Raw genomic sequence first — 20,912 nt, 5'->3', positions numbered from 1 at the left:
AAGGAGAGTTAGCTCTATGAAAACGTTAGTATGCTTTGGTGATAGTGTTACAGCTGATGAAACGTTTTTTGATGGAACACCGAGGTTAACACCGCGTTTGCGGGAGATGTTTCCAAATTGGAAGGTGGTAAATGCGGGGGTTCCGGGTGATAATACGTTCGATGCGTTACATAGGATTGAAGAGGATGTACTATCACATAAACCAGACTTTGTAACAGTTTTTCTTGGTACGAATGATTCGGTATTATTCGATCCAGTACCATTACAAGTATACAAAGATAATTTAGGGAAGATTGTAAGTATGATTTCACCAGAAAAGATATTACTTATTAGTCCTGCGCCAGTTGATGAAGAACGTCAGCATAATAGAACAAATAAAGTACTTGGTCAGTATGCAGACGTAGTAGAGGAAGTGGCGAAGGAAACAGGAAGTTATTTTTTAAATTTATATGTTGAAATGATTCAAGAGCCTCATTATAAAAGATTAGTAGAAGATGATGAAAAAGACGGTTTGCATTTTGGTCGACAAGGTTATGAATATGTAGCGGAGTTAATTGGTAAAAAGTTAAAAGGGATTTTGTAAGAAGCAAAGTGTGCGCGCTTTGCTTTTTTTGTCCGCGTATTTCCTCCTACAATGTTGCTGTGTTCAATGCAGTAGCCTTTATTATGCTAAACATGTCGGGAAGAAATGAATAAAGTGGAATATAATTTATTTCGCTAATGGAATGCATCCAAGACTTAACAGTTGATTAATAGAACTGTAAAGTTTAAAATTACAGTATAGTTTTTAGAAGTGAGTTGCTATTGTTTGTAAAAAACAGATAAATTAAATATTCTCGAATAAAAAATATAACGTGTATTTCATTCTAAACTGTAATTTTTTTTAATACATTTCAATAATCTATATAATAATTTAAAAAGTAAAGGAGTGTGTGTAAAATATGGTGATTTTATATACGACAGCAAGCTGTAGTTCGTGCCGAAAAGCAAAAGCATGGCTTGAAGAACATCAAATTGATTATACCGAAAAAAATATCGTATCAAATTCGCTTACAGTTGATGAACTTAAATCCATTCTTCGTTTAACTGAAGATGGTGCTACCGAAATTATTTCAACTAGATCTAAAACTTTTCAGGAATTAAATATAAATATTGAGGCGCTTTCGCTTAATGAGTTTTATAAATTAATAATTGAGTATCCTCAAATGTTACGTCGTCCAATTATGCTGGACGAAAAAAGATTACAGGTTGGTTTTAACGAGGAAGAAATTCGCAAATTTTTACCGCGTAGCGTTCGAACATTTTTGAATATTGAATTGCAAAAAATGGCTAATTAATAAGTAATATTTTGAAAGGAGGAAATAGAAGTGATTGAAGTATGTGTTACAGTTAATTATAAAGATAGAAACTATCACACAAATGTTATTGTGAGTAAAGATACGATTTGGACAAAAATTAAACAATTGGCAGAAGAACAAGTTAAGAAACAGTGGACTGTTTAAATTTATTTGCAACTTAAAAAGCTACATGAAGTTAGGAGATATAGGGGAGTTCTGATAGAATATAAAGGGATTTATTTTTTCATGCTAAGCATGATTCTTATATATTTTAACGTTTGACTAACCTATCTGTAATATTTATGGCTACAGTATGTTACTAAGCGAGAAATCATATTTTTTATCGTAGGAGGACAACGATGAACAGCGACTTTACCTTGGCCATTCACAGTTTAACTTATTTAGCTTTACAGCCAGATCGGATGTCAACAAGTAATGCTATTTCAGAAAGTGCAGGTGTTCATCCAGTACGCATTCGCAAAGTGCTAAGTTTGTTAAAAAAACATAAGTTTATACAATCAAAAGAGGGAACTGGTGGAGGTTTTATTTTTGCCCGTGATTTAAGTGAAATTAATCTTTGGAATATGTATCAAATAACCTCTGAAGGTGCATTGCAGCCGAAGTGTCCAGAATCAAATGATCAGTGTATTGTAGGTTCGAACATGCGGAAAGTTCTTTTTGCTATTTTCTTAGGTGCGGAAGAACATCTAGGTGAATATTTAAAGAATTATACAATGAAAGAAGTTGTTGACCTTATTAATCAAGAACGTTAAGCGGCTTAATTATTATGTAGCCGTGAGTTCTTAAAAAACAACTGTAATAAAAAGAATTACAGTTAAAGTTAGTTTTTATATCTTTTTTATCGTTACAAAAAATATTTATAAGAAGGTGAAAAGTATGATGTCAAATAATAATCATGTTTTAAAAGTGGGAGATTGGGTTCGTGGAATATCAAATGAGGGTGAATTCATAGTTGGTTACATTGTATCACTTGATGAAGTGGAAGATGTAGTTACAGTTAGCATTGTGAAACGTGACGACAAGTACACAATGAACGAAGCGATTTTACTCTTTAGTAAACACGTTAACAAACTCCCTGAATCAAAAGTAATAAATAAGGAGCAAATCCTTTATCTTATAGACCTTGCATTATTAACAGGGGATGAAGAATGGTTTATTGAGCTCTCTGCAAAATTAAACTTGATAAAAGAGCTAGTTAATGAGGGGTTTTAAAGATTACATTATTCGTATTTAATAGGTTTAATGGTGTAATAATCAATAATATCATCTCTTTTGTTGCATTTTAATAAAAGAGGTGATTGATGGTATGAAAATAAAAATAATTAGCATCATATATCTTCTGAGTTTTTTATTACCCTGTATTTCTGCTCAAGCAATTGGAAAAAGTGAAAATGAAATCAACGAATATTTTGACATAGATTTAACTGGTTATGAACTTTATTCGTTTGGTGACTTTAATCAAATAGGTTATAAGATAACGCCGCTTACTCAACTGTTTTTAGGTATAGTTCAAACAGAAGGTGAATGGATTGATGAACCACGATTATATATTAAGGGGACTAAAGGTTATTTTCATCTTTGGAAAGAGGATGGTACGAATGTTCTTTATACCGTTGAACAGAAAAGTGGTTTTTGGAAAATTATAAATGTAAATAGAAAAAGGATTAACAGAATACCTGTACCAAAAAAAATTTAAAAGAAGTAGTAATTAATCTTTTATTAGAACCAATAAGTAAAGAAGTTGAAAAATATTATAAGGAACCGAAGCTTTGGTACCGGGGTTCTGAAAAAATTGTTGAAATAACAAAAGACGAAGCAAATTATATTTTCTATGTAACTGTGCAAATTCAAACTTTTGAAGGGGCACACAATCCGCCTTATGGAGAGGACACAATTACTTTTCGTATAAAAGGAAATGAAATAAAACCCATTCAATACAAACATAGAAATATCCCTGAAGAAGATTTGAAAAAACTAAAATTAAGATGACATTGAAGTGATTCGTTTGCCTACACCTAACAATGATAATGATGTAAATAAGCTGTCCATATATGGGCAGCTTATTTTATTTTTTCGTTTAGCGAAGATTTTTGCGAAATGTTAGCGGTTCTCTTATTGTCATCAAGTTAAAATATGTATTTTCCTAAAAATGTATATGAATGCAATATTGATAATATATAACCTAAAAATTGGTTTATGCATTTAAAAAGAAATTTCTTTTTAACCACGTTAATTATTTATTAGAATATCTTTTTAAAATCAAAATAAAATTTTTAGATAAAGAAGAATATAAAAATTTTTAAAATGAGTATCTTGAATAAACAATATTTTACTGTGTTTTTTGCTGATTAATTCCGTTATAAGCGATAGGAACAAGGGTTGCATGCTAACTGTAAATTATTATCCATGTAAAATTATATCCATTGAATATTTCTGAAAATATAAAAATATTAATTTTATAAATATACACGTTATAATGAGGGCGTCGAGAGAAATTTTATGATCTCTGGAGAAAATATAAAAAATGCGATTAATAGAAAGAAAGGCGTGTGATTAGAGGCGAAATGTATGTAAAGTGCTTCAGTGGCTTGTGTAATCAATACCATAAATGCTGCCGAAGTTATGAAAGTGATGTATAGAATTGAGAAAGAAATGCCTCATAAATGAAGAGAGGCCGGTTTATCTAAAATTACTGTTACAAGTAAGTAAGAGAAACCATTAAAGTAACACACTGTTATTAGAAATGTTGCAACGTATTTATGAAGTCTATTCAATATTGTTCTCTTAAGCGGTCTTTATATAAAGAGCGGATAGTACGAGTAAACTTTTTTGTGAACGCTAACATTTATGTTAGGACGCTAACTAGCGAATGTTTCAATTTGGATTCATTATGATGAAGGACATACAATGTGGGGCAACTTGTAAGGAATTTATTTTCCGAAAAAAGGGAATGTTCGTTAGCTATAAAGAGATACGCAAGAATAGGATACAAGGGGGAGTTATTATATGAACGGGAATACTGCAAAGAAAATAGAAGTTCAAGCTGAAAATATCGCACTAGAAAATGAGCAATATGCAGATCCGAAAAAGTGGCATAAGCAGGATACTACATGGGCATTGAGCCTATTTGGAACTGCAATTGGAGCAGGGGTGCTCTTTTTACCGATTAATGCAGGTTCAGGTGGTTTATTATCATTACTACTAATTACATTGCTTGCATATCCAGTTATGTATTACTCACATAGGGCACTTGCTAAAATGATATACGCTTCTAATTCTGCTGATGAGGGGATCACAGGTACAATTAGAGAGTATTTCGGAAATAAAGCAAGTATCATTTTTAACATCGTATATTTCGGTTCAATTTATACAATCGTGCTAATGTATTCGGTTGCGCTTACAAATACTGCAAGTAGTTTTATCGTGCATCAATTGCACATGCCAGAGCCTCCAAGGGCTATTTTATCACTTGTATTAGTTCTTGGTCTTATCGCTATACTGAATTTTGGTCAAGATATTACCGTAAAGATCATGAGTATGCTAGTGTATCCTTTCATAGCTTCTCTACTTTTTATCGCAATATCTTTAATTCCACAGTGGAATACGTCAATGCTTAGCTTTTCAGCTGTTTCTACTGCTTCAACAGGAACAGGATATTTTGGAACGATACTGTTGATTCTACCAATCATCGTATTCTCATTTAATCATTCACCTATGATTTCATCATTTGTTGTAAAACAGAGAGCTACGTATGGAATAGAAGCTACTGATGCTAAATGTGCGCAAATACAAAAAGTTTGTTATATCATGACATTCGCTGTAGTTATGTTCTTCGTTTGGAGTAGTACATTAAGCTTGACTCCAGAGGATTTAAAAATGGCAAAAGAGCAAAACTTATCAATCCTTTCATATCTTGCTAATGAGCTTAATTCACCTGTAATTACGATTGCAGCTCCAATCATTGCTTTTGTGGCTATTACAAAATCTTTCCTTGGCCATTATATCGGAGCATTTGAAGTAATGCGTGACATGATTATTAAGTTCGGTAAATCACGTGGAAAAGTTATTGAAGAAAAAACAATTAAAACAATCGTCCTTACTTTTGTTGTATTATCATGCTGGTTTGTTGCTTATACAAATCCAAGTATTCTTGGACTTATTGATTCTCTAAGCGGTCCATTAGTTGCTGCTATCTTATGTCTATTACCGATGTATGCGATTCAAAAAGTACCAGTACTAGCTAAATACAAAGGGAAAATGAGTAACGTATTTGTTATTATTGTAGGTGTACTTACTGTTTTAGCAAGTATTAAATCATTATTCTAATTCACGATTGTTAGTTCTAATGCAAAATAGAACGATTTTGGGACAGGTTTCTCCGTTTGGAGAGTCTGTCCCTTTTTAATGCGTTACAGTTTGATCTTATTGATTTTATGAGGGATTCACGCATAATTGTAACTAAGGGAGATGATTTCAGATTGAGTAAACTGAATATTAGTACAATGGTTTCCGGAGATATAATTGTTACTCGTCTTATAGGCAAGATTAAAACAGATGATGTTTATGAATGGTTTAATGGCTTCGAGCAAGTTTGTCAGCAATTCATTTCCGAAGGGCGGAAATACAAATTGTTGATCGATAGAAAAGGATACATACCAGATCACTTTTCTGTTCAAAAAGCATGGAAAGAGAAGTTTTTCAATGAAACGATTTTGAAACACAGTAAGGCAATGGCTTTTCTTCTTGAAGAAGGAGAGATACTGAATTATTTACAACAATCTAATACAAAAAAATCTGTAAAATTTTTCGATGATTATGAACAAGCATTCCTTTGGTTGAATGAATATCCTAGATAAAACTTTTAGTGAACCAGTTGCTTAAGCAACTGGTTTTTTTATGCTTGTAAGTAGTAGCTGGAAGAAAACTTCTATACGAAATGTTTAGCGCTAGAGGACATACATTTTTAGTGCGTTAAATATAATTCATAATAGCAACAAGAAGAAAAGAATACGCTTTACGTTATTAGTTATATGGAAAGTCCGTACGGTAGGGTCGCATAATTTTAAAAATAGCAATGTGGCATAAAGTGAGTAAGGGGGATAAACATATGAGTACTTCAAATTTGAATGAAATAAGTAAACAAATTTTAATAGAGGAGGAAACACTTCAATTTTCCTCTTTTACAAATGAAGATGCACTGCAGATAGGTTTATTTATCGTTGAAACAGCGAAAAAGGAAGGGAAATTGATTGCTGTTGATATAGCGAAAAATGGTGTGCAATTATTTCATTTCAAGATGACGGGGACAACTGAGGAAAATACGAAATGGATTGAGCGTAAAAAACGAGTTGTTTCTTTGCACAATCATAGCTCGTATTATATGCAAATACAAAGTGAAATAACGGGTGTTCCATATAATGAAAAGTATCTTTTAGATAGGTCGGATTATGCTGCGTTTGGTGGTTGCGTTCCTGTGCAAATAAAAGATGTAGGAGTTATTGGAATGATAACAGTTTCAGGGTTACCACCAGAAGAAGATCATGAATTAGTTATAAGGGCAGTTAAAAATCATTTAAAGCAATAATAAAAAGGAAAAACCGAACAAGAATATGTTCGGTTTTTCCTTTTTATTATTCAGTTCATGAACATATTTTTAATAAGATGTTACGAAATGAAAAATCTTTAATTCAAGACACTTTCCTTGACGATAATAATCTATGTAGTTAATATGATAGACATAAAATAACTTAATTACTTTTTGTAATCTAGTTATTTTATGTAAGTATAACTGAGTAAGTAGGATGTGGGGAAAATGCTTTGAATTGCCACTATTAATATTGGGGACAATTAGAAAGCGACAAATATAAAAAATTAGAAGTTAAGAAGTAAGATTGGATCAACAATAATAGTAGCTTCTGTACAATGCATTCTTACTATATTGGCAATGACTATACATCACGAGGAGGACTGAAATTGGAATCGATGACCTTTGTTTTATTTGGAGCGACAGGGGATTTAGCGAAAAGGAAAATTTACCCCGCGCTATATAACTTATATAGAGATCAAAAGCTTCCAAAGCCAATATCTGTTATCGGGCTTGGAAGACGTGAAGTATCTCATTTAGATTTTCAAAAAAGAGTAAAAGAATCCATAGAAACTTTTTCTCGTCGCAGAGAAGAAGGTACTCCGAAAATAGAAGATTTTTTAGAGTATTTTCGTTATTGTCCGTTAGATGTGAATAAGCCAGAAGATTATAAAAGGTTATTACAAGTAGTTCATGAAAGGGAAGAAGAACAAAATATACAAGGGAATAGAATGTTCTACCTTTCAGTTACTCCTGACTTCTTTGAGACCATTGCTTTAAATATTAAAGAAAGTGGACTTGATAAAACAGATGGATGGAAGCGTCTAATGATTGAGAAACCGTTTGGTCATGATCTTACATCTGCCCGAGAGCTGAATGATAAGCTTAGTCGAACGTTTGAAGAAGACGAAATATACCGTATTGATCATTATTTAGGTAAACCGATGGTTCAAAATATTGAAGCACTTGAATTTGCAAATCCTGTTCTTCAATCGATTTGGAATAAAGAACATATAGCGAATGTACAAATAACAGCTAGTGAAACGGTTGGGGTAGAAGAAAGGGCAGCATATTATGATCATGCAGGAGCCATTCGCGATATGGTTCAAAATCATATGCTGCAAATATTAATGATGACTGCTATGAATCTGCCGGAAAAGATTAATGCATGTGAAATTCGTGAGGAAAAACGAAAAGTGATGGAGACTCTTCGTAAAGTGAAAAAAGAAGACGTTCAGAACCATATCATTCGCGGACAATATGCTTCAGGGGAGATAAAAGGACAACAAGTTGTGGCGTATAGAGAGGAGCCAGGAGTAAATCCTTCTTCTCAAACAGATACATTTGTTGCGGCTCGCTTATGGATTGATAACCCATTTTGGACTGATGTTCCTTTTTACATACGAACAGGAAAAAGAATGAAAGAAAAGTCTACTCGTATTGTAATTGAGTTTAAAAATACATTAAAACAGCAGTATCAAGATAGTAATCCAAATGCAGCGCCTAATTTGTTAATCATTGAAATTAGCCCAAATGAAAATGTTTCACTCCAATTAAATAGTAAAAATCCATTGAACAATGGAGAGCTTGAACCGATCCGTATTCATTTTACTTGTGAGCAAACAGGTGTGGGAATACCTGAAGCTTACGAAAGGCTTATCTATGATGCTGTATGTGGAGATTCTACATTCTTTGCACACTGGAGAGAAGTTGAATTGTCATGGGAATGGGTGCAGCCAATACTTGAAGCATTCGAAGAAAACTTGTTACCACTTCATGAATATAAGTCGGGTTCGTATGGTCCAGATGCTGCGAATGCTCTATTACAAGAAAGTGAGTTTAAATGGTGGTTAGATGAGGAATTGAAAAAATAAGTACATTCTTACATGAAGGTATTTCATACGTTTCTTTATATGTAAAACAATATGACAAAAAGATATTCATCATTTTATTAACATGTATTTATGATGAAAGGTAATTCAAGGAGGAATTATATTATGAGAGTAGGATTAATTGGTTTAGGTAAAATGGGATTAAATTTAGGGAAGAATTTAATGGATCATAAACATGAAGTAGCTGCATTCGATTTAAATACGAGTGCGGTGGAAGAAATGAAAGAGTATGGTGCTACAGGTACGTCTAGTTTAAACGAACTTGTGCAATCATTGGAATCACCAAGAATTCTTTGGGTAATGGTTCCGCACGCTGTTGTTGATTCTGTTATTAATGAGATCACTCCGCTTTTATCAAAAGGAGATATTTTAATTGAAGCTGGTAATTCACATTATAAAGAGTCTATTCGCCGATATGAGCAACTAAAGAAAGATGGCATTCACTTTATGGATGCAGGAACTTCTGGCGGAATGGAAGGTGCGCGTAATGGAGCTTGTTACATGATCGGAGGAGATCAAGAAGCTTGGGACATCGTTGAACCTATCTTCCGTGATACAGCTGTAGAAAATGGATTCTTATATGCAGGAAAAGCTGGTAGCGGTCACTTCTTAAAAATGATTCATAACGGAATTGAATACGGAATGATGGCTGCTATTGGTGAAGGGTTTGAGGTTTTAGAGAAGAGTGAATTTGATTACGATTATGAAAAAGTATCAAGAGTATGGAACAACGGTTCAGTCATTCGTTCATGGTTAATGGAATTGACTGAAAACGCATTTTCTAAAGATGCAAAATTGGATGAAATTAAGGGCGTTATGCATTCTTCTGGTGAAGGAAAATGGACAGTAGAAACAGCATTAGACCTTCAAACAGCAACTCCTGTTATCGCAATGTCTCTATTAATGCGCTACCGCTCATTAGACAATGATACATTTACAGGAAAAGTTGTAGCAGCACTGCGTAATGAGTTTGGTGGACATGCAGTAGAAAAGAAATAAATATCTTAAAATTATAACTCGTTAACGTTTAAAAAATGGAGGGAATGAATTATGAAGTTTTTTATTGATACTGCAAATCTTGAGGACATAAAAAAAGCATATAAACTTGGAGTTTTAGCCGGCGTTACAACGAATCCTTCTTTAGTAGCGAAAGAGGGCATTAAGTTTGAAGACCGTATTGCAGAAATTTGTCAGGCAGTGCCTAAAGTTGAATCTGTTTCGGCAGAAGTAACTCCAGATGTTGTTGCAGCTGAAGAAATGATCGCACAAGCAGAAGAACTGATTAAAATTAACGGTGGCGATAAAAACATCACGATAAAACTTCCAATGACGCTAGCAGGATTAGAAGCTTGTCGTTACCTTACTGAAAAAGGTGTGAAAACGAACGTTACCCTTATTTTCACTGTGAACCAAGCCCTTTTAGCTGCTAGAGCAGGTGCAACGTATGTTTCACCATTTTTAGGTCGCCTAGATGATATTTCTGAAGATGGCGTACTATTAGTTGCTAAAATAGCTGAATTGTTCGATATTCATCAATTAGATACACAAATTATTGCGGCTTCTGTTAGACATCCAGACCATGTCACTCGTGTAGCAATGGCAGGTGCTCACATTGCAACAATTCCTTATAAAGTAATTGAACAACTTGCTATGCACCCATTAACAGACCAAGGTATTGAGAAGTTTGCTGCGGATTGGGCGAAGGCGCCTAAGTTATAAGGAAGTAAAGTTTACACAAATTGCTTTTTCACGAGAGGACCAATCTCTATGTAACTTCATCCTTTAAAATAAATCCCGAGTTTGGTACCTTATTACGTAAAAGCAGCGATATGAAAAGACACCATGCATTTTCAAAACAGCACAATGGTTATAAAAAGGATCCCCTTATGAGAGTGAAGTTTATGAAAACGTAGCTCTCATAAGGGAGCATCTTTTTGTAGACACCATGGTGCTCTTTTGTTATAGGAATGATTTGAAAGGGGTTACATAGTGAGCTCGAAATATATGATTGGTGTAGATATTGGGACAACTAGTACAAAAGCAGTTTTGTTTTCGATCGATGGATCTGTTATTGCAAGTCATGGGATTGAATATCCTTTGTATACTCCCGCACCAGAAACAGCGGAACAAGATCCAGAAGAGATTTTTCAAGCGGTCATACATACGATTAAAGAAACTATACAATCAAGTAATGTACAGCCAGTTGATATTCTTTGTGTTTCTTTTAGTTCGGCAATGCATAGCGTCATTGCTGTAGACGAAGCAGGGAAGCCGTTAACGAGATGTATTACTTGGGCAGATAATAGAAGCGCAAGTTGGGCAGAAAAAATAAAGAATGATATGAATGGTCATGAAATTTACCTTCGTACTGGAACACCAACCCATCCTATGTCACCACTTTCGAAATTAGTTTGGCTTAAAAATGAACATGCTGATTTATTTGCAAAAAGCTATAAATTCATTTCTATTAAAGAATATGTTTTCTATAAGTTATTTAAGGAATATGTAATTGATTATTCTATAGCATCAGCAACAGGAATGTTCAATTTGAAATCTTTAAAATGGGATGAAGAAGCTCTTCGTGTTGCAGGAATTTCGGAGGGAAAGCTTTCTAAACTCGTTCCAACTACGCACACCTTAATAGGATTAGATGAAGAATTTGCAAGAGAGATGAATGTACTTGTTACTACTCCTTTTATAATAGGAGCGAGTGATGGAGTACTATCGAATTTAGGTGTGAATGCAATAAAACCTGGAGTAGTTGCTATTACAATTGGTACGAGCGGTGCAGTGCGAGTTGTCACAAATCATCCTGTAACGGATCCGAAGGGTAGGACTTTTTGCTATGCGTTAACTGAGGACCTTTGGGTAATTGGTGGACCGGTGAATAATGGTGGTATGATTTTTAGGTGGGTTCGTGACCAATTATGTGCGTTAGAAGTTGAGCATGGGAAGCGCTTAGGAAAAGATCCTTATGAATTGCTTACTGAAATAGCAGCAAAAGTTAATCCTGGATCTGATGGTTTATTATTTCATCCGTATTTAGCAGGAGAAAGAGCTCCTTTATGGAATGCGAATGCGCGGGGGTCTTTCTTTGGGCTTGGACTACATCATAAGAAAGAGCATCTTATCCGTGCTGTTTTAGAGGGAATCATTTATAACTTGTATACAGTTCTTCTTGCTTTAAAAGAGCTAATTGGCGAACCGAAAAAAATTCAAGCGACAGGTGGCTTTGCAAGATCGGAACTTTGGAGACAGATGATGGCAGATATTTTTCATCAAGACGTATACGTTCCTGAAAGTTTCGAAAGCTCTTGTCTAGGAGCAGCTATCCTCGGTTTATATAGTTTAGGTGAAATAAATACATTACATGTAGTTTCTAATATGGTAGGTGCCAATTTTTATCATGAGCCAAACATGGAAAGTGTGGAGAAATATAAAGAATTAATACCGATCTATATTCGTTTGGCCCGTCACTTGGAAGAAGAATATGAAAGTATAGCAGCTTTTCAGAAAAAATGGGTTTAGAGGCTATTTGGCAGAAAAATATGGTAACTTAAAAGAGGTACTCCGATTTTTTAGGATATTCTTTCAATCAAAAATAGTTTTATGAACTTGGTAAGAAGTATGATGAACAAAAACTATAGGGAGAGGGTTATGAAAATGACGGATAACAAAGAGTTTATTGGATATGTTGGAACGTACACGAAAGAAAATAGTGAAGGGATATATACTTTTACTTTAAATACGGAAGCACAAAAAGTTAGTAATGTAACGCTTGCGGCTAAGCTGGATAACCCTACATATGTAACGATTAGTAAAAATAATCAATATCTCTATTCTGTTGTTAAGGAAGGCGAAGCTGGTGGTGTAGCTGCTTATTCGATTAACAGTTATACAGGAGAGCTAACGGAACAAAACAGACAAGTAGTAGAAGGGGCTTCTCCTTGTCATATTAGTGTGGATAGTGAAAACGGTACGGTAGTTACAGCAAATTACCATAAAGGAACAATTGAGTCTTTCGTAGTTAATGAAGAAGATGGAACTGTAAATCCTGTTACATCGATTATGGCAAATGAAGGTTCTGGTCCAAATAAAGAAAGACAAGAAAAACCACATGCGCATTACGCGGGATATACTCCTGATGAAAAATATGTGGTGGGCGTTGATTTAGGAATTGATAAAATCATTACGTATGAAATAAAAGATAGTAAGTTAAAGGAAGTGAATAGCTTGTCTGTGAACCCAGGAAGTGGTCCTAGACATATTACTTTTCACCCGAACGGAAAGTATGCGTATGTAATGACTGAACTTAGTTCGGAAGTTATTGCATTATCATATAATCCGGAAGAAGGGTCCTTTACAGAGTTGCAGTATATTTCTACCGTTCCGAAAGAATTTGATGACAATAGTCAAGGGAGTGCGATTCATATTTCTTCTGACGGCCGTTTTGTGTATGCGGCGAATCGCGGTCATAATAGTATTGCTGTTTTCAGTGTGGATCAAAATTCAGGCCAGCTTACATTTGTTGCACATACATTTACAGAAGGAAATTGGCCGAGGGACTTTGTATTAGATCCGACTGAAAAGTTTCTTCTTGCTACAAATGAAAAGTCACATAATCTTGTGCTATTTTCAAGAAATGAAACGACAGGTGAGTTAACATTGTTACAATCTGATGTTATTGTACCAGAGCCTGTTTGTGTGAAGTTTTTGAACGTTTAATTTGTGATTGGTAGAATTTCTATATATCCCAAAAACAGTAAAAAAGCAAAGCGATATCGCTTTGCTTTTTATTGTTTCTTTTTCGGTCTACGTACTAATTCGCCGCCGCAGTTTGGGCAAACGTTTTGTCTTTCTTCTGTACACGGTGCACAAAATGTACATTCATACACGCAAATGTAGGCTTCGGAATTTGATTCGAGAGATTGATCGCAAATTTGACAGTTTGTTTTCATTTCGAGTGCCATAGTAAGTCTCCTTTTAGTTTGAATATTTATAATTTAATTATAATTCATTAGATAGAAGCTGTCTTTTTCAATTGAAAGGAAATCGAATGATAAAGTTATGATTTGAAATGAAAGAAGCTCATTTATTTTTAAATTGATTATTTAATAAGGTTGGAATATTATGAAATAGTCAAAAGACAACAGGGGGTATATATTTTGACTAATCATAACGATCATTTAAAAGCAAACTGCGAAAAATGCTTCGGTTTATGTTGCGTGGCGTTACCGTTCGCAGCATCGGTAGATTTTGCGGTGAATAAAGATGGCGGGACACCATGTTCTAACTTACAAACAGATTTTAAATGTAGCATACATAAAAATCTTAGAGGAAAAGGTTATAAAGGTTGTACAGTGTTTGAGTGTTTCGGGGCTGGGCAGAAGATTTCGCAAGTTACGTTTAACGGGATTGATTGGCGGAAAGATGCTAAGCATGCGAGAAAAATGTACGATGCTTTTCCAGTTATGCATCAGCTTCATGAAATACTGTGGTATTTGAATGAGGCTATTCTTTTGAAGGCGACACAATCGATTCATAAAGAACTAAGTAAAGCAATTGGAGAGACAGAGCGCTTATCAAATTTAAATGCGGACGAGTTAATGAAAGTAAATATTCCATTACACCGTGCGGAAGTAAATGTGTTACTTTTAGAAACGAGTGAGCTAGTTTGGAAGGAAATGAATGCTGCGCGTAAGAAACGAATTAGTCACCGCGGAGCAGATCTTATGGGGGCAAATTTGAAAAAGAAAGATTTGCAAGGAGCGAATTTAAGAGGGGCATACTTAATTGCGGCTAACTTAAATGGAGCAAACTTAAGAGGAGCAGATCTTATCGGGGCAGATTTGCGAGATGCAGATATTCGCGGGGCGGATTTCACAAATAGTATTTTTCTGACGCAAGTTCAAATTAATGCAGCGAAAGGGGATAAACATACGAAATTACCGAAAGTGTTGTCCCGTCCATCGCATTGGAGTGCGTAAAGAATGTGGAACAGGCAGAGATTAAGAATCTCTGCCTATTTTTTCATTTCTTTTCAAAAGTAGTAATGAAAACACTACATATAATAAGAATACCACCAATAAAAAAGTTAATATTTAATGTCTCATTTAAGAGTAACCAACCAAGCAATGATCCGACGATAGGTTGGAAGAAGAAAAATAACGAGCCGATGCTTGCGTCCATTAATTCTAACCCTTTATTCCAAAGGAAAAAGGCACCTGCCGTTGAGACGACTCCTAAATATACTACGCCTAATATTACGTACGTATTTATTGTTTCGATAGAGGTTGATTGTAGTTCCCATATCATAAAAGGTGTAATGAAAAAGAGTGAAAAGAATATGGCGTACGTTGTAATAACTAAGGATGAAAATCGAGCTGAAGCAATCTTCACATAAATGGATAGTAAAGCCCACGTAATAGCGGCCCCGACTAATATGATTGTACCGATAAAATAGGAGCCAATTTCAATATCCCATCCGATTACGATAATTACACCGATTGTCGCTATGATAGTAGATAGCAGTCTACGAGCGGTTAGTTTTTCTTTTAAAATGATCGCTGCAAATATAACCATAAATGCAGGTGTAGCTGATGTTACTAAAGAGCCTGTATGAGCGTCAGATAATTTTGTTCCGATAAATTGACAAGTAATCGAAATGAAATATCCGATAAATCCAATCCAGGCGAAGAGTAGCCAATCTTTTTTGTGAATGGTTACTTTTTTCTTTTGCTTTTTCTCAGCTATTTTCAAAATGAAATATAAAACAACGAAAGCGATAATAAAGCGTAGCCAAACGAGTGTCAGTGGTGGGATAAAGTCGAGTACATATTTGCTAACAACATACATACCGCCCCATATACTAGCTGCTAGTGATAAACATATAGCTCCTAAAATTGTTTGTTTCATGTAAAGTACCTCCGTCTATTTTTAGGGTTTTATGAGTTCCCTAAGACGAGGCATAGTGTTAAGTGTTATATGAATGCCCGCCTTAGTTTATAGACGGCTTACAGGTTGATCGTTTTCGAATGAAGTGTTGTAGTACATGAGTGCATTCCTCCTTCATAATTTAATAAAGATATTATAACTTAATTTTCAGTTTATTGGGATGTTTCTTTAGAAAATGGTGGTTGTCTAAGAAAGCATAGTATATGGTAGAAAAACATATTTTAAAAATAAAAGAAACCAATTACATAACTGATAAGTATAGTAAGAGTAGGATGAAAAAGTAGATTAATAGAGAACGAGGAGGAGATTGTTATAACTACAACCGTTATTTCTCATTTTTACAATGAAGAGTATTTATTACCGTGGTGGCTTGCTCATCATACGAAACTGTTTGATCATGGCATTTTAATTAATAAAGGTTCAACAGATCGTTCGGTTGAAATTTGTAAAAAATTCGCACCACACTGGGAAGTACGAGATTCTGCAAATCCAGAATTTGATGCATTAGCGACAGATCATGAAGTGATGAGGATAGAACAAGAAGTAAAAGGATGGAAAATAATTTTAAATACGACCGAGTTTCTTTGTGTGCAAGATAAAAATCAGTTTTGGAAATCCCTGAATGAATTGGGAGGGAGGATGTATTGGCTGGAAGGGCTTATTATGGTCGATGATCTTAACTATAATTATCCGGACCTTAACTTTGGAATACCTTTAATGAAACAGCGATTTCATGGTTATTTACCAGAAGATTGGGCGTTATGGAGAAGAGGTAGATTTATTCATAATCATGAACACGGAAGTTATACGGTTGGGAGACATTTATCTGCACATGAATCTATGATTTATCCGCCACTTGCGTGTATTGCATGGTTTGGTTTCAGCCCTTGGAACGATGCGATGAGAAAGAGGAAATTACAAATTGGCCCGACTCTTTCTGAAGCTAGTAAGCATGGGGGAATGGGAACACATCATATTATTACACCTGAAAAATTAGAAGAATGGTATAAGGATTTAGCGAGAGGGACGAAGGATTTGCGTTTTAGTGGTGCGTATCGTTATGTTTTTTTATAAATGATTCCCACCATAAAATTGTTTCTTCGATCCCAGTATTTAGATCGTATGTTGGTTTCCAATTTACTTCAGTTTTTAAACGCTCTACATTAACACCGACGAATAAAGGTTCATCTTTAGAGAAAGGAATCGTACCTAGTTTAATTAAATGTTCTTTTCCTAACTTTTTAGCAATGATAGAAGCTAATTCTTTAATTTGTACAGATTGACCAGAAGCGATATTGATTGTGCCTGTAACGCCATGTTCTAATACTGTTACGAGAGCATCAGCGACGTCGCTCACATGGAGGAAATCTCTTGATTGTTTTCCATGTGTACATAGTGCTTCCTCATTTTTTAATAAGGAAGTGATAATGTTAGAAACGAGCCGATTCCCTTGTTCGTGAGGGCCATACATATGAAAGATGCGGCCCCAACACATGCTGAGGCCGGTTTGCTCAGCGTACGTTTGTAGCCAAGAGTGTAGTGCGTTTTTACATAATGCATACGGTGTTTTATAGGAAAGAAGCGGTGAATCTTCAAATAGTACGCCGTTAAACCATTCGTACTCTGCGCCGGTGCCGGCAACAACGACTCGCTTTCCGCCGCATGTTGTGAAGTGCTGAATCAATGAGATGCTGGATGTAAGCCAATAGTAATTATTAATAGATACATAACAAGCTGGCGGCACTGCTTCCCAAGCTAAATGAATGAGATGACTAGGCTTCATGTCGTAAATGAGTTTTTTTACTTCTTCATCACAAAGTAAGTTTACTTTATGCCAGTGGCAAGGGATGTGAGAAGGCTTCTTTGTATGATAAGTGGCGTGCACCTCATAGCCCCTTTGTATAAGAGAATTTACAACATATTTACCAATCCATCCACTACCGCCTGTTACAAGAATTTTTTTCATGGCTCAATTACCTCAACTTCTGGAATGGTTACTAAAAATTTGCCGCCCCATTCACGAATGAAAGAGCATTCTTTCATAATTTCATCTTTCAAATTCCAAGGGAGTATGAGAATGTAATCAGGTTTTGTACGCTTAATTTCTTCTGGAGATTTTATTGGAATGCGTGTTCCTGGTAGTAGGAGATTTTGTTTGTGAGGGTTTTTATCTACTGTATAAGCTAAAAATTCTTTTCCTATTCCGCAATAATTTAAAAGGGTGTTTCCTTTAGCTGGTGCACCGTAACCAATAATTTGTTTGTTTAAAGCTTTTGCTTCGATAAAAAACTTTAAAATATTTATTTTCAATTGCTCGATGCGTTTAGAAAAAAGGAGATAACAATCTAATGTATTTAGCCCGTAATCTACTTCTTTTTCGATTAATTTTGTAACACTGGAATGGATAGTGGATTTGTCGCTATGATGTTTTACAAAAATACGTAAGGAACCACCGTGCGTTGCAAGCTCTTCTACATCGACAATTTGTAAATGATGATGAGCTAAAACTTTTTGAAGACTTATAAGTGAGAAATAGGAGAAGTGCTCATGGTAGATCGTATCAAACTGTTTAAAGGATATGAGATTTAATAAGTGCGGGAATTCAATTGTTATTGTTCCGTCTTGTTTTAATAACGTTTTTAAACCAGCGACAAAATCATGTAAGTTCGGGACGTGTGCCAATACGTTATTTGCGATGATTAAATCAGCTTTTGGTAATTTTTTTGCAAAGTCATTGCTGAAAAAATTCACTTCAGTAGGAATTCCTTTTTGGATAGCGATTTCTGCTACATTTTTTGCTGGTTCAATTCCTAACGTTTCGATATTTTCTTTTTGAAAGTATTGTAATAAGTACCCGTCGTTACTCGCGATTTCAATCACTTTCGAATGATTGGTTAAGTTGAAACGCTTAATCGCCATTTCTACATATTGCTTAGCGTGTAGTAGCCAGCTTGATGAGTAAGAACTGAAGTATAAATAGTCATGAAAAATATTGTGAGGAGATTCAAATTCATCTAATTGTACGAGTAAACAAGAGGGACAGACAAACGTGTGCAGTGGATAGAATGGTTCCATTTTATAGGAGTGTTCTGGATCTACAAATGAGTTAGCGAGAGGGGAAACACCTAAATCTAGAAAAGTATTTGTTAGTAATGAGTGGCAAAAACGGCATTTTTTCAGTTCCATTTTATAGCCCCCTTATAAATTTTTGAATGCATCGATTTGTTGGCGCGTGAAAGATTCCATATTTTCACCAGATGCATATTTCTTGTACCAATCAACAGTCCAAGCGATAGAGTGATTTGTTGATAACTTAGGAGTCCAACCGAGTTTATTTACTGCTTTTATACTATCGAGTGTTAAAATAGGTGATTCATAAGGAGTGTTTGTATGAGGAGAAAGGATTGTTAGTGGTTTATTCCATAATTTCATTATAGATTGAATGACATTATGAACGGTTCTGTTAGGTTCATTTATCGGGCCGAAATTCCACGCCGCTGCAAATTCGGCGTCTTTCCAAAGTTTTTCAGCTAAAAGGATATAGCCATGTAAAGGATCTAATACGTGTTGCCACGGGCGGATAGCGTGTTTGTTTCTAATATTTAACGTAGCATCTTGTAAATATGCACGAATGACATCTGGGAATAATCGGTCTTTTGCCCAATCACCGCCGCCGATAACGTTACCTGCTCTTACTGAGGCAAGATTCTGAGTGTTAGTGCGGAAGAATGAGGTTTGATAGGAAGTTGCCACTAGTTCAGCACAAGCTTTACTAGCACTATAAGGATCGAAACCTCCTAATCGGTCACTTTCCACGAATGCACGGTTACCGCTCCCATCATTTTCATAGCATTTATCACTTGTAACATTAATGATGCCGCGTATACTTTCTATATGTTTTGCCGCTTCTAATACGTGAACAGTACCTAAAACATTCGTCTTAAATGTTTCGATAGGATTTTTGTATGAAGTGGTGACGATTGGCTGGGCAGCTAAATGAAATAGTATGTCAGGGTTATGATGTTTTAGGGCATGTAATAAAGAATCGTAATCTGTAATGTCGCCTTTAATTGTTATGCACTCTTTTGCTACGTTACATTGTTCAAAAAGGTTTGGAATGGATGGTGGATGAGAAGAATAGCCAATTACTTCTGCGCCTAAAGAAGTTAAAAAAAGGGTGAGCCATGAGCCTTTAAAGCCAGTATGTCCTGTAATAAATACTTTTTTCTTATTCCAAAAAGATGAAGAAGCCATATTACCAAACCTTCCACGGAGCGTTATTACTTTCCCATAGCTCGACTAATTTATTTTTATCGCGCAATGTATCCATCGGATGCCAAAAACCAGAATGTTGATATGCGGCTAGTTCATTTTTGTTTACTAACTGAACTAAAGTGTCTGTTTCAAAAACAGATTTATCTCCGCTAATGTAATTGAAAACATCAGGGTTTAAAACGAAAAATCCATCGTTAACCCATCCGCCATCCCCGAGTGGCTTCTCTTGAAAGGATGTGACAGACTGTTTATCTAATACGAGAGAACCGAATCTACCAGGAGGTTGTACGGCTGTAACAGTCGCCATTTTACCGTGTTTTTTATGAAATGCAATGAGTTCTTTTATATTTACATTACTTAATCCATCACCATAAGTGAGGCAGAAAGGTTCATCCCCGACGTAATTTTGTATTTTTTTAACTCGTCCACCTGTTTCGGTATTTAGACCAGTATCAATTAATGTAACTTTCCATGGTTCAATGCGATGAGAGTGGTTCGTAATTGTATTGTCACTTAAATGTATCGTAAAATCGGACATGTGTAAGTTGTAATTTAGAAAGAATTCTTTAATTGCATATCCTTTATAGCCTAAGCAAATAATAAACTCAGTAATCCCGTAATGACTATACAAACTCATAATGTGCCATAAAATAGGCTTTGTTCCAATTTCAATCATAGGTTTTGGTTTTAAATGAGTTTCTTCCCCAATCCTTGTTCCATATCCACCTGCAAGAATAACAGCTTTCATTTTTTCCTCCTAAAATAAAAATTTATAATATATACAGTATTCATATGAAATACAAATGGTATGGTTTTTAGCTAAGTGCGTAAAAATGTGTGGAACATGAT

General features: G+C 35.0%; 21 protein-coding genes and 1 pseudogene. 16 read left to right on the top strand and 6 right to left on the bottom strand.

Translation table 11 applies throughout. The features are described 5' to 3' along the window. Positions 1–16: 16 nt before the first annotated feature. The 14 genes and pseudogenes from CER22_RS21705 (at position 17) to CER22_RS21640 (ending at position 13,559) form a co-directional block, all read left to right on the top strand. A complete protein-coding gene (locus CER22_RS21705; protein ID WP_088122715.1) occupies positions 17–583 on the top strand; it encodes an SGNH/GDSL hydrolase family protein in 567 nt (188 codons plus the stop codon). A 358-nt stretch (positions 584–941) separates the two neighbouring features. Beyond that, positions 942–1,337: a transcriptional regulator SpxA gene (gene spxA, locus CER22_RS21700; protein WP_000236196.1), complete on the top strand. Its 396-nt coding sequence runs from the start codon at positions 942–944 to the stop codon at positions 1,335–1,337. A gap of 30 nt (positions 1,338–1,367) precedes the next feature. After that, a complete protein-coding gene (locus CER22_RS21695; protein ID WP_000573513.1) occupies positions 1,368–1,502 on the top strand; it encodes a BA3454 family stress response protein in 135 nt (44 codons plus the stop codon). Between the two features lie 194 nt (positions 1,503–1,696). Further along, complete coding sequence (gene saiR, locus CER22_RS21690) at positions 1,697–2,110, top strand: Rrf2-family transcriptional regulator SaiR (RefSeq protein WP_001083471.1); 414 nt, start codon at positions 1,697–1,699, stop codon at positions 2,108–2,110. Between the two features lie 124 nt (positions 2,111–2,234). Continuing rightward, a complete protein-coding gene (locus CER22_RS21685) occupies positions 2,235–2,570 on the top strand; it encodes an IDEAL domain-containing protein (protein WP_000987459.1) in 336 nt (111 codons plus the stop codon). Between the two features lie 94 nt (positions 2,571–2,664). Further along, positions 2,665–3,347 (top strand): annotated as a pseudogene (locus CER22_RS21680) (DUF3888 domain-containing protein). Positions 3,348–4,364: 1,017 nt separating this feature from the next. Continuing rightward, a complete protein-coding gene (locus CER22_RS21675) occupies positions 4,365–5,684 on the top strand; it encodes an aromatic amino acid transport family protein (protein WP_046954708.1) in 1,320 nt (439 codons plus the stop codon). 107 nt (positions 5,685–5,791) lie between these two features. Then, complete coding sequence (locus CER22_RS21670; protein ID WP_088609557.1) at positions 5,792–6,214, top strand: STAS/SEC14 domain-containing protein; 423 nt, start codon at positions 5,792–5,794, stop codon at positions 6,212–6,214. 218 nt (positions 6,215–6,432) lie between these two features. Then, entirely contained in the window at positions 6,433–6,942 is a 510-nt protein-coding gene (locus CER22_RS21665; protein ID WP_170968437.1) for a heme-degrading domain-containing protein, read from the top strand. A gap of 389 nt (positions 6,943–7,331) precedes the next feature. After that, positions 7,332–8,816: a glucose-6-phosphate dehydrogenase gene (gene zwf, locus CER22_RS21660; RefSeq protein WP_060487784.1), complete on the top strand. Its 1,485-nt coding sequence runs from the start codon at positions 7,332–7,334 to the stop codon at positions 8,814–8,816. Positions 8,817–8,939: 123 nt separating this feature from the next. After that, positions 8,940–9,833, top strand: a complete 894-nt coding sequence (gene gnd, locus CER22_RS21655; protein WP_088609547.1) for a phosphogluconate dehydrogenase (NAD(+)-dependent, decarboxylating) — start codon at positions 8,940–8,942, stop codon at positions 9,831–9,833. Between the two features lie 51 nt (positions 9,834–9,884). Next, positions 9,885–10,553, top strand: a complete 669-nt coding sequence (fsa, locus tag CER22_RS21650; protein WP_048546534.1) for a fructose-6-phosphate aldolase — start codon at positions 9,885–9,887, stop codon at positions 10,551–10,553. A gap of 267 nt (positions 10,554–10,820) precedes the next feature. Continuing rightward, positions 10,821–12,362, top strand: coding sequence for a gluconokinase (gntK, locus tag CER22_RS21645; RefSeq protein ID WP_088609546.1), 1,542 nt, complete (start codon positions 10,821–10,823; stop codon positions 12,360–12,362). Between the two features lie 135 nt (positions 12,363–12,497). Beyond that, entirely contained in the window at positions 12,498–13,559 is a 1,062-nt protein-coding gene (locus CER22_RS21640; protein ID WP_141555036.1) for a lactonase family protein, read from the top strand. Positions 13,560–13,627: 68 nt separating this feature from the next. Here CER22_RS21640 and CER22_RS21635 read toward each other — a convergent pair whose 3' ends face one another. Then, on the bottom strand, positions 13,628–13,804 hold the full coding sequence (locus CER22_RS21635; RefSeq protein ID WP_002146550.1) for a DUF1272 domain-containing protein: 177 nt from the start codon (positions 13,802–13,804) through the stop codon (positions 13,628–13,630). 195 nt (positions 13,805–13,999) lie between these two features. On the opposite strand from CER22_RS21635, the gene CER22_RS21630 reads away from it, so the two are divergent. Then, the gene (locus CER22_RS21630; RefSeq protein ID WP_060487779.1) at positions 14,000–14,821 is read left to right on the top strand and encodes a pentapeptide repeat-containing protein; all 822 of its coding nucleotides are present in this window, start codon (positions 14,000–14,002) and stop codon (positions 14,819–14,821) included. A 43-nt stretch (positions 14,822–14,864) separates the two neighbouring features. On the opposite strand, the gene CER22_RS21625 is transcribed toward CER22_RS21630, so the two are convergent. Next, entirely contained in the window at positions 14,865–15,749 is an 885-nt protein-coding gene (locus CER22_RS21625; protein WP_088609545.1) for a DMT family transporter, read from the bottom strand. Between the two features lie 327 nt (positions 15,750–16,076). Here CER22_RS21625 and CER22_RS21620 point away from each other — a divergent pair, with 327 nt between their 5' ends. Continuing rightward, positions 16,077–16,862: a glycosyltransferase family 2 protein gene (locus CER22_RS21620; RefSeq protein WP_088064065.1), complete on the top strand. Its 786-nt coding sequence runs from the start codon at positions 16,077–16,079 to the stop codon at positions 16,860–16,862. On the opposite strand, the gene CER22_RS21615 is transcribed toward CER22_RS21620, so the two are convergent. The 4 genes from CER22_RS21615 to rfbF are packed head-to-tail and all read right to left on the bottom strand — an operon-like array spanning position 16,831 to position 20,811. Further along, positions 16,831–17,754 (bottom strand): NAD-dependent epimerase/dehydratase family protein, encoded by a 924-nt coding sequence (locus CER22_RS21615; RefSeq protein ID WP_048546522.1) that lies wholly within the window; start codon positions 17,752–17,754, stop codon positions 16,831–16,833. The two genes, CER22_RS21620 and CER22_RS21615, sit on opposite strands and share 32 nt — an antisense overlap. Continuing rightward, the gene (locus tag CER22_RS21610; RefSeq protein ID WP_088609544.1) at positions 17,751–18,974 is read right to left on the bottom strand and encodes a class I SAM-dependent methyltransferase; all 1,224 of its coding nucleotides are present in this window, start codon (positions 18,972–18,974) and stop codon (positions 17,751–17,753) included. Before CER22_RS21610 ends, CER22_RS21615 begins: the two co-directional genes overlap by 4 nt. A gap of 12 nt (positions 18,975–18,986) precedes the next feature. After that, a complete protein-coding gene (gene rfbG, locus CER22_RS21605) occupies positions 18,987–20,042 on the bottom strand; it encodes a CDP-glucose 4,6-dehydratase (RefSeq protein WP_088609543.1) in 1,056 nt (351 codons plus the stop codon). 1 nt (position 20,043) lies between these two features. Further along, positions 20,044–20,811 (bottom strand): glucose-1-phosphate cytidylyltransferase, encoded by a 768-nt coding sequence (gene rfbF, locus CER22_RS21600; RefSeq protein WP_088609542.1) that lies wholly within the window; start codon positions 20,809–20,811, stop codon positions 20,044–20,046. Positions 20,812–20,912: the final 101 nt, after the last annotated feature.

This window comes from Bacillus sp. K2I17 (genome assembly GCF_002209985.1).
Classification (GTDB): Bacteria; Bacillota; Bacilli; order Bacillales; family Bacillaceae_G; genus Bacillus_A; species Bacillus_A wiedmannii.
This window is presented reverse-complemented; position numbering and strand designations above follow the sequence as displayed.

Excerpts from the sequence above, each read along its gene's own strand:
- CER22_RS21705 (WP_088122715.1), top strand. The coding sequence starts at position 17 with ATGAAAACGTTAGTATGCTTTGGTGATAGTGTTACAGCTGATGAAACG.
- spxA (WP_000236196.1), top strand. The coding sequence starts at position 942 with ATGGTGATTTTATATACGACAGCAAGCTGTAGTTCGTGCCGAAAAGCA.
- saiR (WP_001083471.1), top strand. The coding sequence starts at position 1,697 with ATGAACAGCGACTTTACCTTGGCCATTCACAGTTTAACTTATTTAGCT.
- CER22_RS21685 (WP_000987459.1), top strand. The coding sequence starts at position 2,235 with ATGATGTCAAATAATAATCATGTTTTAAAAGTGGGAGATTGGGTTCGT.
- CER22_RS21675 (WP_046954708.1), top strand. The coding sequence starts at position 4,365 with ATGAACGGGAATACTGCAAAGAAAATAGAAGTTCAAGCTGAAAATATC.
- CER22_RS21670 (WP_088609557.1), top strand. The coding sequence starts at position 5,792 with ATGAGGGATTCACGCATAATTGTAACTAAGGGAGATGATTTCAGATTG.
- CER22_RS21665 (WP_170968437.1), top strand. The coding sequence starts at position 6,433 with ATGTGGCATAAAGTGAGTAAGGGGGATAAACATATGAGTACTTCAAAT.
- gnd (WP_088609547.1), top strand. The coding sequence starts at position 8,940 with ATGAGAGTAGGATTAATTGGTTTAGGTAAAATGGGATTAAATTTAGGG.
- fsa (WP_048546534.1), top strand. The coding sequence starts at position 9,885 with ATGAAGTTTTTTATTGATACTGCAAATCTTGAGGACATAAAAAAAGCA.
- CER22_RS21640 (WP_141555036.1), top strand. The coding sequence starts at position 12,498 with ATGACGGATAACAAAGAGTTTATTGGATATGTTGGAACGTACACGAAA.
- CER22_RS21635 (WP_002146550.1), bottom strand. The coding sequence starts at position 13,804 with ATGGCACTCGAAATGAAAACAAACTGTCAAATTTGCGATCAATCTCTC.
- CER22_RS21625 (WP_088609545.1), bottom strand. The coding sequence starts at position 15,749 with ATGAAACAAACAATTTTAGGAGCTATATGTTTATCACTAGCAGCTAGT.
- CER22_RS21615 (WP_048546522.1), bottom strand. The coding sequence starts at position 17,754 with ATGAAAAAAATTCTTGTAACAGGCGGTAGTGGATGGATTGGTAAATAT.
- CER22_RS21610 (WP_088609544.1), bottom strand. The coding sequence starts at position 18,974 with ATGGAACTGAAAAAATGCCGTTTTTGCCACTCATTACTAACAAATACT.
- rfbG (WP_088609543.1), bottom strand. The coding sequence starts at position 20,042 with ATGGCTTCTTCATCTTTTTGGAATAAGAAAAAAGTATTTATTACAGGA.
- rfbF (WP_088609542.1), bottom strand. The coding sequence starts at position 20,811 with ATGAAAGCTGTTATTCTTGCAGGTGGATATGGAACAAGGATTGGGGAA.